The organism is Thermococcus sp. (genome assembly GCF_015523185.1).
Lineage (GTDB): Archaea > Methanobacteriota_B > Thermococci > Thermococcales > Thermococcaceae > Thermococcus.
In genome coordinates this window covers 1-11,424 of sequence record NZ_WAKV01000057.1, presented here as the reverse complement: position 1 = coordinate 11,424, position 11,424 = coordinate 1, and the positions used below count along the sequence as shown (strand labels likewise).

At 50.6% G+C, this 11,424-nt stretch carries 12 protein-coding genes; 7 read left to right on the top strand and 5 right to left on the bottom strand.

The features are described 5' to 3' along the window. Positions 1-69: 69 nt before the first annotated feature. Together F7B33_RS06560 and F7B33_RS06555 are read right to left on the bottom strand one after the other, a co-directional pair. Positions 70-663 (bottom strand): TetR/AcrR family transcriptional regulator, encoded by a 594-nt coding sequence (locus F7B33_RS06560; protein WP_297062793.1) that lies wholly within the window; start codon positions 661-663, stop codon positions 70-72. Positions 664-793: 130 nt separating this feature from the next. Next, entirely contained in the window at positions 794-1,177 is a 384-nt protein-coding gene (locus tag F7B33_RS06555; protein ID WP_297062843.1) for a DUF302 domain-containing protein, read from the bottom strand. Positions 1,178-1,246: 69 nt separating this feature from the next. Here F7B33_RS06555 and F7B33_RS06550 point away from each other — a divergent pair, with 69 nt between their 5' ends. From F7B33_RS06550 to hypE, 5 genes are all read left to right on the top strand, one after another. Further along, positions 1,247-1,501, top strand: a complete 255-nt coding sequence (locus F7B33_RS06550; RefSeq protein WP_297062845.1) for a HypC/HybG/HupF family hydrogenase formation chaperone — start codon at positions 1,247-1,249, stop codon at positions 1,499-1,501. A 44-nt stretch (positions 1,502-1,545) separates the two neighbouring features. Further along, complete coding sequence (locus F7B33_RS06545) at positions 1,546-1,806, top strand: HypC/HybG/HupF family hydrogenase formation chaperone (protein WP_297062795.1); 261 nt, start codon at positions 1,546-1,548, stop codon at positions 1,804-1,806. 1 nt (position 1,807) lies between these two features. Next, complete coding sequence (gene hypD / locus F7B33_RS06540) at positions 1,808-2,932, top strand: hydrogenase formation protein HypD (protein WP_297062797.1); 1,125 nt, start codon at positions 1,808-1,810, stop codon at positions 2,930-2,932. A 91-nt stretch (positions 2,933-3,023) separates the two neighbouring features. Then, on the top strand, positions 3,024-5,342 hold the full coding sequence (gene hypF / locus F7B33_RS06535) for a carbamoyltransferase HypF (RefSeq protein ID WP_297073884.1): 2,319 nt from the start codon (positions 3,024-3,026) through the stop codon (positions 5,340-5,342). Between the two features lie 39 nt (positions 5,343-5,381). Further along, positions 5,382-6,398 (top strand): hydrogenase expression/formation protein HypE, encoded by a 1,017-nt coding sequence (gene hypE, locus F7B33_RS06530; RefSeq protein ID WP_297073872.1) that lies wholly within the window; start codon positions 5,382-5,384, stop codon positions 6,396-6,398. Here the strand turns inward: hypE and acs are convergent. Continuing rightward, positions 6,395-8,335 carry an acetate--CoA ligase gene (gene acs, locus F7B33_RS06525; protein WP_297073871.1) on the bottom strand — a complete coding sequence of 647 codons (1,941 nt, stop codon included), beginning with the start codon at positions 8,333-8,335 and terminating at the stop codon, positions 6,395-6,397. The two genes, hypE and acs, sit on opposite strands and share 4 nt — an antisense overlap. 275 nt (positions 8,336-8,610) lie before the next feature. After that, positions 8,611-9,339 carry a P-loop NTPase gene (locus tag F7B33_RS06520; RefSeq protein WP_297073883.1) on the bottom strand — a complete coding sequence of 243 codons (729 nt, stop codon included), beginning with the start codon at positions 9,337-9,339 and terminating at the stop codon, positions 8,611-8,613. 124 nt (positions 9,340-9,463) lie between these two features. On the opposite strand from F7B33_RS06520, the gene F7B33_RS06515 reads away from it, so the two are divergent. Together F7B33_RS06515 and F7B33_RS06510 are read left to right on the top strand one after the other, a co-directional pair. Continuing rightward, on the top strand, positions 9,464-9,757 hold the full coding sequence (locus F7B33_RS06515) for a hypothetical protein (protein ID WP_297062804.1): 294 nt from the start codon (positions 9,464-9,466) through the stop codon (positions 9,755-9,757). Continuing rightward, positions 9,754-10,953 carry a cysteine desulfurase gene (locus tag F7B33_RS06510; protein ID WP_297073870.1) on the top strand — a complete coding sequence of 400 codons (1,200 nt, stop codon included), beginning with the start codon at positions 9,754-9,756 and terminating at the stop codon, positions 10,951-10,953. Before F7B33_RS06515 ends, F7B33_RS06510 begins: the two co-directional genes overlap by 4 nt. Here F7B33_RS06510 and F7B33_RS06505 read toward each other — a convergent pair. Next, on the bottom strand, positions 10,950-11,424 hold a 475-nt coding region (locus F7B33_RS06505; RefSeq protein ID WP_297073868.1), incomplete at its 5' end, for a hypothetical protein. The genes F7B33_RS06510 and F7B33_RS06505 overlap by 4 nt on opposite strands.

Sequence of the window (11,424 nt, the reverse complement as noted above, 5' to 3'; positions counted from 1 at the left end):
AAAGACCTTAAATAGTTTTCTGAAAGAGTGAGAAAGAATTGTTTTACAAAATAAAAATGTTAAATAAAATTATACACTAACTGAAAGGCGGAGATGGTTCAGAACAACCCTAACGACTCTCCTCAGGTATTGCTCATCGGAAAGGCCTATACACTCCCTAGCATGAAGATAGTGCATCAAGGAAGCGATGAAGACCTGAAATGATATTAGAGCGTCTTCAAAACCAACCTTAACGTAGGCCGTGATTCTCCTCGCCCCTTCCCTTAATAGCTCGGAGCATGCCTGCCTGTAGATTTCATTCACACTTTTCATCCTCTCTCTGACGGAGAGCATATGAAAGAAAATCTCAGCTCGATAACTCTCGGAGTAAAAATCCAGAAACTCCCTACCAAGCTGGTGGAGGTAGCTCTCTAGCGTTGGAAAGGACACCGTTATATAAGGGTCGTTTAGGGAGGGCATAGCCATTATGGGCATAACTTCGAAAGCGAGCTCCTTTATGAGGTCGTCCTTACTTTTAAAGTAGAGGTAAAAAGTTCCTTTGGCGACGCCTGCTTTCGCGACTATCTCGTCTACCGTTGTCTTGTCAAAGCCCTTTTTGGCGAAGAGCTCCATTGCGGACCTAACAAGTTTTTCTCTAGTCTTACCGGGTGATTTTGTAGCCATACCCATCACTTCTGACCATTCAGTCATTGATAGCTATGGACAATTATGAGAACTGTGGAATTTAAAGCTTTTCTTCGATTTAGAAAACCATATATATGAAAATAAAATCAAATAAAGGGCTAAACAAAAATCAGAGAACAGCCGAAATTATTTTTTCATCAATCTCTGAGACTTCCGAAAGAAGTCCCCCCAACTCGCCAGGAATCATTTTAGCAAATAGTTCCATGTTCATACCAAATACGTATATCCCATCAGGCATTTCTATTATGGAGAATTTACAAGGCATCATAGCAGAAATCCACCTATTTTCAGGTTTGCTAATAGCCTTTGTAGCAAACTCCTTGTTACAGACTTCTATAATGGCAAAGGGAATTCCAACTTTTTCCCTGAAGTCATACTCCCCTATAACCGTCCAGCCAAGTTCTTCAGTTTTCTTTTTCAGTTTCTCAATGGTCTCCTCAAAACCATATTTACTTTTGACTGCCTTAATCATTTGCTTCATCAAGTCCTCCATAGCAATCACCTGACTGACTGGTCAGGAAAAGGTCTATAAATCGTTTTCGTTCACCTTTGGTTGATAACCATGGCACTGATGCTCGCTGGAAGGGTCGTTGAGGTTAGGGGAAACAGGGCAATTGTCGACGTTGACGGTGAGCTCAGAGAGGCAAAGCTTGATTTTATAAAAGATGTCAAACCCGGTGACTACGTGACGATTTACTACGGGATTGTTCTTGAGAAGGTTACCAAAAGGGAGGCAGAAGAGACCCTTGCGAGGTGCTCGTATCACCGCTCTAAAAAGCTCACGCTGTCCTTTACAGTTTCAAACCGGAAGTTTTAGAAAGACTAAATAATCCCTTTGACAACCAAAAGTGGGTGAAAAATATGTGTCTCGCAACTATTGCGAAGGTTTTGGAAGTGGATAGGGAAAAGGGAACCGCATGGGTGGACTTCGGAGGCGTGAAAAGAGAAGCGCGAATAGACCTCATGCCAGATGTAAAGCCGGGAGAATACGTCCTCATACACACGGGTTTCATAATCGAGCGCGTTGATGAAGAAACCGCAAAGGAAATACTGAGCGCATGGGATGAAGTGTTCAAGCTTGAGGATAAGGCTATAGGGGGCTACTACTACCCGGGTGATTGAAATGGCCATCGAGGAAGTCGTTCAGCCCTACAGGGACAGGGGAATAGCTCAAAAGCTCGTGGAGAAAATCAGAGAGGAGGCCAAAACGCTGGATGACGAAATCAGGATAATGCACGTCTGCGGAACTCACGAAGATACTATAACCCGCTCCGGAATACGTTCCCTCCTCCCCGAGAACGTTAAGGTCGTGAGCGGACCGGGCTGTCCTGTCTGCATTACTCCCGTTGAGGACATCGTGGCAATGCAGCTCATCATGAAGAAAGCGAGGGAAGAAGGCGAGGAGATAATCCTGACCACCTTTGGAGACATGTACAAGATTCCGACACCGATGGGGAGCTTCGCCGACTTAAAGAGTGAAGGCTTCGACGTCCGCGTTGTCTACTCAATCTTCGACACCTACAGGATGGCGAAGGAGAACCCTGACAAAACCGTCGTTCACTTCAGTCCCGGCTTCGAGACCACAACCGCACCAACTGCGGGAATGATAAACGCCGTCATCAATGAGGGTCTTGAGAACTTCAAGATATACTCAGTTCACCGACTAACGCCCCAGGGAATAGAGGTTCTCATAAAGCAAAAGAGCAGGATAGATGCGCTCATAGATGCCGGCCACGTCTCAACGATAATCGGTGTGAAAGGCTGGGAGTTCCTGAGTGAGAAGTATGGAATCCCACAGGTCGTTGCCGGCTTCGAGCCGAACGATGTCCTAATGGCAATCCTACTCCTCATAAGAATGTACAAGGAAGGAGACGCGCGAGTTGTCAACGAGTACAAGAGGGCCGTTAAATACGAGGGGAACGTTACAGCACAGAGGCTTATAAACAAGTACTTCAAGGTTGTGGATGCCAAGTGGCGCGCCTTAGGTGTCTTCCCAAGAACTGGGCTTGAGCTGAGGGACGAGTGGAAGGAACTCGACATAAAGAACCTCTACAATGTTGAGGTACCAAAGAACCTGCCAGACCTTGAGAAGGGTTGTCTCTGTGGTGCTGTACTGAGGGGACTGGCGATGCCAACCGATTGTCCTCATTTCGGCAAGACCTGCACGCCGAGACACCCAATCGGGCCGTGCATGGTGTCCTACGAGGGAACCTGCCAGATATTCTACAAGTACGGAGCGTTGTTCTAACACCAAAGGTTCAAAACTCCACTCTCGTTTTCAACTTTTGGTTTTGGAAACCTATAAAGGCCCCAAACACCGAGGAAAAGCGGTGGAGGTTATGAAAGCATACAGGATTCACGTTCAGGGTATCGTTCAGGCGGTCGGTTTCAGACCCTTTATATACAGGATAGCCCACGAGCACAACCTCCGCGGTTACGTCAAGAACCTTGGAGACGCTGGAGTTGAGATAGTCGTTGAAGGCCAGGAAGAGGACATCGAGGCGTTTATACAGGACATCTACCGCAAGAAGCCCCCGCTTGCGAGGGTCGACAGGCTGGAGAAGAAGGAAATCCCCCCACAGGGCTTTCCGGAATTCTACATTGAGAAGAGTTCAAAGGGCGAAAGCGGTGGCGACTCAATAATCCCGCCGGACATAGCTATCTGTGAAGATTGTCTGAGAGAGCTCTTTGACCCGACCAACAAGCGTTACATGTATCCCTTCATCGTCTGCACGAACTGTGGGCCGAGATTTACCATCATCGAGGACTTGCCCTACGACAGAGAGAACACCACGATGCGTGAATTTCCCATGTGCGACTTCTGCGAGAGCGAGTACAAAGACCCCCTTAACAGACGTTACCATGCTGAACCCGTTTGCTGTCCCGTCTGCGGGCCGAGTTACCGGTTATATACCAGCGATGGGAAGGAGATAACCGGGGACCCCCTCAGAAAGGCTGCGGAGCTGATAGACAAGGGTTACATAGTGGCCATCAAGGGCATCGGCGGAATTCACCTAGCCTGCGACGCGACCAACGAGGAAGTCGTTGCGGAACTCAGAAAGAGAACATTTAGGCCACAGAAGCCATTCGCCATAATGGCTGACTCCCTTGAGACTGTTAAAAGCTTCGCCTACGTGAGTAAAGAGGAGGAAGAGGAACTAACCAGCTACAGGAGGCCCATAATAACGCTTCGCAAAAAGGAACCGTTTCCTCTGCCGGAAAACCTCGCACCAAGGCTTCACACGATTGGCGTCATGCTCCCCTACGCTGGGACTCACTACATCCTCTTCCACTGGAGCAAGAGCAAGGTCTACGTGATGACCTCGGCCAATTATCCAGGAATGCCGATGGTCAAGAACAACGAGAAAGCGTTTGAGGAGCTGAAGGACATAGCAGATTACCTCCTCCTGCACAACAGGAAGATACTCAACAGAGCAGACGACAGTGTAATTCGCTTTGTGGATGGGAAGAGGGCAGTGATAAGGAGAAGCAGGGGCTTCGTGCCCCTACCCATAGAAATTCCCTTCGAGTACCGCGGTTTGGCAGTTGGGGCCGAGCTGATGAACGCCTTCGGCATTGCAAAGAACGGCAAGGTTTATCCTAGCCAGTATATCGGTAACACCGGAAAGGTCGAGGTTCTGGAGTTCATGAGGAGAGCCATAGAGCACTTTAAGAGGATTCTCCGCGTTAAGGAGCTTGATTTAATCATAGCCGACCTCCATCCAGCGTATAACACGACGAAATTAGCGATGGAGCTTGCCAACGAGATGGACGTTGAGCTTTTACAGGTTCAGCACCACTACGCCCACATAGCAAGCGTTTTGGCTGAGAGAAAAATCGAATCCGCAGTTGGAATAGCCCTCGATGGTGTCGGCTATGGAACCGATGGGAACGTGTGGGGCGGTGAGGTTCTCTACCTGAGCTACGAGGACGTTGAGAGACTGACCCATATAGACTATTATCCGCTCCCGGGGGGTGATTTGGCAAGCTATTACCCGCTGAGGGCACTTATGGGGATTCTCAGCAAGGTTTACTCCATCGAGGAACTCGAGGGGGTCATAAGGAAGTGCTGTCCAAAGGCCGTTGAGAGCCTCAAGTACGGGGAAGTTGAGTTTAGTGTTATCCTCAACCAGCTCGCCAAGGGGATAAACCTCTCCCATGCTTCTTCAACCGGAAGGGTCCTCGACTCGCTGGCCGTCCTTTTGAACATAGCATACAGGAGGCACTACGAGGGCGAGCCTGCTATGAAGCTAGAGAGCTTTGCCATGAAGGGCAAGAACGACCTCAAGTTTGAAATCCCCGTCGAGGATGGGCTTATAATGGCGGAAGAGCTCTTCGTTCAGGTTCTCGAGGTTCTGGATAGAGCATCACCTGCTGACATAGCGTATTCGGCCCACCTAGCACTGGCGAGGGCCTTTGCTGACACTGCCATAGAGAAAGCAAGGGAGTTCGGTGTTAAAGACGTTGCCATAAGCGGTGGGGTGTCCTACAACGAGCTCATCGTGAAGACGATTAGAAAGGCCGTGGAAGGTTCAGGGCTCAGGTTCCACGCGACGACTGAAGTCCCGAGGGGGGATAACGGAATAAACGTCGGCCAGGCCTTCCTTGGGGGGCTTTACCTTGAGGGTTATCTCAGTAGGGAGGATTTGATGCTGTAAGTACGTGCCTATCCCAAAACAAAATTTGGAGGGGTAAAGATGGGAGAAAAGATAAAGCTCGAGCACGGAGCCGGTGGAGAAATAATGGAGGAGCTCTTGAGGGACATGATACTTAAAACCCTAACCCTCAAGAGCGCCGGTGGGATTGGACTTGATGCTTTGGACGATGGTGCGACGATACCATTTGGAGACAAACACATAGTCCTCACTATAGACGGCCACACCGTTAAACCGCTCTTCTTCCCGGGCGGTGACATCGGCCGCTTGGCTGTCAGCGGAACGGTAAACGACTTGGCCGTCATGGGTGCCCAGCCAGTGGCTTTGGCGAACTCGATGATAATCGGCGAGGGCCTCGATATGGAGGTCCTTGAGAAAGTTCTCCGCTCGATGGACGAAACTGCTAGAGAAGTCCCCGTCCCGATAGTGACGGGAGACACAAAGGTCGTTGAAGACCCGATAGAGATGTTTGTAATTACAGCGGGAATAGGCATAGCCGAGAGGCCGATAAGCGATGCCGGAGCTAAGGTTGGCGACGTGGTTCTGGTCAGCGGAACCATAGGGGACCACGGGATAGCACTGATGAGCCACCGCGAAGGTATAGCCTTTGAGACTGAGCTGAAGAGCGATGTCGCGCCTATATGGGAGGTCGTTAAAGCAGTTGCCGATGAGATAGGCTGGGAGAACATCCATGCCATGAAGGACCCGACGAGGGCGGGTCTAAGCAATGCCCTCAACGAGATTGCCCGTAAAAGCAACGTTGGAATCCTCGTGAGGGAGAAGGACATACCCGTAAAGCCCGAGGTAAGGGCCGCCAGTGAGATGCTCGGCATAAGCCCCTACGACGTGGCCAATGAGGGGAAAGTCGTTATGGTGGTAGCGAGGGACTACGCAGAAGACGCTCTGAAGGCCATGAGGAAAACAAAGAGGGGCAAGGATGCCGCAATAATAGGCGAGGTAATAGAAGAATACAAAGGAAAAGTTCTTCTCGAGACCGGAATCGGCGGAAAGCGTTTCATGGAGCCTCCCGCCGGTGACCCAGTTCCAAGGATATGCTAACGCATCTCGAAGCCTTCCAGTGCTTTTTTCACTTCTTCCACACTCGCCTCGTCTTCCAGCGTTGAGAGGTCGCCGAGGCCCTTCCCGCTCGCAAGGGCCTTGAGAACCCTGCGCATTATCTTTCCGCTCCTCGTCTTTGGGAGCTTGTTGACGAAGAACACCTCAGCAGGGGCGGCTATTGGCCCAAGGGTTTCCCTCACGTAGTCTATGAGCTCCTTTTTCAGGCCTTCCCTTGGGACGCAGTTCTCCTTTAGGATTACGAACGCCACAGGGACCTCGCCTTTTATCTCGTCGGGCCTGCCTATCACTGCCGCCTCTGCTACGGCCGGGTGGAGAACTAGGGCATGTTCAATCTCAGCCGTTCCAATCCTGTGGCCGGAAACGTTTAGAACCTCATCTGCCCTACCGAATATCCAGAAGTAACCTTCGTCGTCCTTCATAGAGTAGTCAGCAGGATAGTAAATCCAGACTCCTTCATCAGGTTTGCTGAACCTTTGCCAGTAGGTTCTGATGTAGCGCTCGTCGTCGCCCCAGATTCCAAGGAGCATTCCTGGCCAGGGTTTCTTTATCACGAGATAACCGCGCTCATTAGGCTTCGCCGATGTTCCATCGGCTTTGAAAACGTCGGCGTCAACACCGAGACCCGGGAAGGTCGCCGAGCCGGGCTTAAGAGGGGGCAACTGTATTCCGGCGGATGGATAAATCATGTAGCCACCTGTCTCTGTCTGCCACCAGGTGTCTATTATTGGGCACCTTCCACCGCCAACAACCTCGTAATACCACTTCCATGCCCTCGGGTTAATGGGCTCCCCAACCGAACCGAGGAGCCTCAGACTCGAGAGGTCGTGCTTCTTCACCCACTCATCCCCATAGCGCATGAGCATCCTTATCGCTGTGGGGGCCGTGTAGAATATCGTAACGCCGTGCTTCTCGATTAACTCCCAGGGCCTGTCCGGTTTTGGATAGTTGAGCGCTCCTTCATACATCATTACCGTTAAGCCGAGGGTCAGTGGACCATAGACGAGATAGCTGTGTCCCGTAATCCAGCCGACGTCAGCGGTGTTCCAGAAGAGGTCGCTCTCGGTTATCCCCCAGGCCCATTCCATAGTTTTGGCAACGTAGACGAGGTAACCACCGGTGGAGTGAATTATACCCTTGGGCTTCCCGGTGGTTCCGCTCGTGTAGAGTATGAACAGCGGGTGGTTGCTCTCCACCGGAACAGGCTCGACGTACTTTTCAGCTCCTTCGAGAAGCTCGCCCCAGTCGTAGTCCCTGCCTTCAACCATGTTGACGCCGTTATCCTCCCTCCTTAGAACAACAACGCTCTCGACGCTGGGTGTCTCAAGCAAGGCCTTGTCAACTATCTCCTTGAGGTTCAGCTTCTTTCCGCGCCTGTAGAGGTAGTCCGCCGTAATGACTACCTTTGCCTTCGCGTCGTTTATCCTCGTTGCCAAAGCCTCAGCGGAGAAGCCAGAGAAGACGACGCTGTGGATTGCACCGATTCTTGCACTGGCCAACATCGCTATAACAACCTCCGGGACGAGGGGCATATAGATTACAGCCCTGTCGCCCTTCTCAACGCCCAAGTTCTTTAGCGCGGAGGCAAAGCGGTTCACTTCGCGGTAAAGCTCGTAATACGTTAGAGTTCTCGTTTCACCCCTTTCGCTCTCCCATATTATCGCGGCCCTGTTCCTCTTTCCCTCTTTTATGTGCCTGTCCAGTGCGTTGTAGCTGGCGTTCAGCTCACCTCCAACGAACCAGCGGAAGAAGGGGGCATTTGAATCGTCGAGAACTTTGTCCCAGGTCTTGAACCAGTCGAGAACCTTGGCCTGCTCGGCCCAGAACTCCTCAATGTTCTCAATGGACTTCTTGTGTTCCTCCCGAAAGGCCTGCATGGGGACGTATCTTTCTTTTAGAAATCCTTCGCCAATCTGCATGGGGACCACCCGTTTTTTCTGGATAGGGGTTAGGTCTCCTTAAAATTCTTTCGCTTATTGTCAAAATGATAATCGTCAAACGACGAAAAAGAGTTAGGAAAGCTGAATTAGCCGAAAGCCGAAAGATAAGTAGCCGTTCGTCGAAATCAGAGGCAAGGAGTCGCTAAATGGTAACAAAAAGTGCTTAATTTTCGGGAAAACCTGCGAGATATTTGCCAGGAATTTGTAAAAATTTTGGAAGAGAGCGTCAAAACGCCAATAATTTTCAAATGTGCTCATCCGTTGATTATCTTCCACAGCTCCTCAATCTGTTCTATCGGCTCAACTTCCCTTCCATCCAAACTGTCCAGGATAAAGTTCTGGTAGAACGGAATCACAACGTCGGGCTTCACCGGGAGCTTGTCCTCGACACCGGGCAGGGCCTTGTTGAGAACGAGGACGTGCTTCAGGCCAAGGCTCTCGCTCAGCGAGGCTATCTTCCTTGACAGCTCGATTGACTCAGCCGAAGGCTCGGCAACGTCAATTACAACATCAACGTACTTGTCAACACCCCTGCCGAAGTGCTCTATTCCAGCCTCGGTATCAACTATGATGACTTCGTTTTCCCCAAGCTTAATCCCCTCAAGGAGCTTTCTGGCAAGAAAGCCGTAGGGGCAGGCACAACCTTCCTCGGCCTCTTCAATCTTTCCGATTGTGAGAACTGCAAGATTACCTTTCTTCGCGAGAATCTCCTCAGGAATATCGTTGAGTGTCCAGTCAAAGAGCTCCTCATCGAGCTCACCCTGACCTTCTGCCGCCATGAGTATCTTTGCTCTCTTCTTTCCTCCCAAGTGCTCCGCTAGCGTCCTAACCCTTGGCAGGCCAAGCATCCTGTAAAGACCAGGGTTTGACTCGTCTGCATCGATTATCAAAACACGGTAGCCCTTTCTTGCTAGATACTTTCCAAGCATCGCACTTATTGTGCTCTTTCCACATCCGCCCTTACCGCTCACGAGGACCTTCATCTGTATCACCAACTTGCAGAAGAGTAGCACGATTTATAAGGAATTTGGTTCATTCATCGTTTTCAACCATCGGTTCAAAAAAGCCGTATAAACGCCCTTGAGGAGATAAAAACGGTGATGAGGAGTGATTATCTCAAAGCCCTGCGTTACGATGAAGGGCGTTGTTATAGGGGCTTATTCATGGGAGCGACCAATAAAGCTCGACCTGAGAAAAACTGCCCAGTGCCTGGAGGAGAGGGGCTACACCGTCAAAAAGATTATCCCGAGAATGATGCTCATCGTTGATATGGAGGGCTATGAGGTTAGCGTTTACCCGAGTGGAAAGATAATTATAAAGCTCCTCACCGACGCGAAAAAGGGAGAGGGGATAGCAAGGATTGTTTATGACTGCGCCGGGGTTCTGGAGGTGGTATCATGAAAGTTCCCGATGATATAAGGAAGGACATACCCCTGACGAATGAGGTCATCTACTTTGACAACACCGCGACTTCTCTAACGCCGAAGCCTGTTATCGATGCCATGGACGAGTATTACCTCAGATACCGCGCCAACGTCCACCGCGGGGTTCACCGGCTCTCCCAGATGGCGACGCACAAGTATGAGGAGAGCAGGAAGGTCGTTGCTGACTTCATCAACGCAAAGTTTGAGGAGATAGTCTTTACCAAGAATACCAGTGAAAGCCTCAATCTGGTGGCCCTCGGACTGGAGCACCTGTTCAAGCCTGGAGACAAGATTGTCACCACCCCCTACGAGCACCACTCAGATTTGCTCCCCTGGCAGAGGCTGGCTCAGAAGAAGGGCCTTAGGCTGGAGTTTATTGAAGGGGACAACGAAGGCAACCTCGATTTAAGCGACGCAGAAAAGAAGATAAGGGGAGCAAAGCTCGTAGCGGTTCAACACGTTTCTAACGCCCTAGGTGTCATCCACGAGGTCGAAGAGCTCGGAAAACTCGCAAAGGAAGAGAGGGCAATTTTCGTCGTTGACGCGGCTCAAAGCGCCGGCCACATGGAGGTCGACGTTAAGAAGCTTCACGCCGACTTCCTAGCGTTCTCTGGACACAAGGGGCCCATGGGGCCGACGGGAATAGGAGTCCTCTACATAAATGAGGAATTCTTTGATGTCTTTGAACCACCACTCATTGGGGGTGGGACAATAGAAGACGTTGACCTCGACGGTTACAAGCTTACCGAGCCTCCCGAGCGCTTCGAGGCGGGAACGCCGAATATAGGTGGGGCGATAGGCCTTGCCGCAGGTATAAAATACATCGAAAGGGTAGGCATCGAGAAAATTGAGAGGCAGGAGCGGAAGCTTGTGAAAAGAACCGTTGAGGGTCTCGATGAACTTGAAATCCAGTGGTACGGACCTAGAAACCTGAAGAAGCACGCAGGAGTTGTGAGCTTTAACGTTCCACCCCTTCACCCCCACGACGTCGCGGCTATACTCGACGAGAATAACATAATGGTTCGCTCCGGTCACCACTGTGCTCTGCCAGTGATGAAGAAGCTCGGGATAAACGGCACGGTCAGGGCTTCCTTCCACGTCTACAACAGCGTTGAGGAGGTCGAGACTTTCCTCGGGGTTCTTGAGGATTTGACAGGGGGACTTAAGGGCTAAGCCGCCCCTCCCCCACCGCCACCACCTCCTTTGATTATAAGGACGGTAAAGTGAAAGTCAAGCTTTTTCGACAGCACGTTTCCAGGCGATTGAGGCCAGACGACATAGAACTTCTGTTTCCCTGTAAAATGAGTACCCCTGAATTGGTAGACAACAACCTCGACCGCCGGAACAATGAGCAGAGGGCGAACTACGACGAGGGCTTTAATCTGCTTGTTAATGCCCAGACTATAGCTTGGCCCAACGTCGTAGAGGGGGTAAACCCACATTGGGCCAACACTAGGAACATCAAGCCTTTCGAGCTCGGTGGTGTTCAGATTGTACGTTTTAATCCCCTCAGACGAGAGAACGCAGGAAGAAGTCATGCAGAAGTCGTTGTTTATGGGGGAATGGAGATATAAATACTTATCAAGCAACCTAGCACCTGAAAGTGACGTGAGGAAAACTGCTATCAGTATGAATCCCACCAGC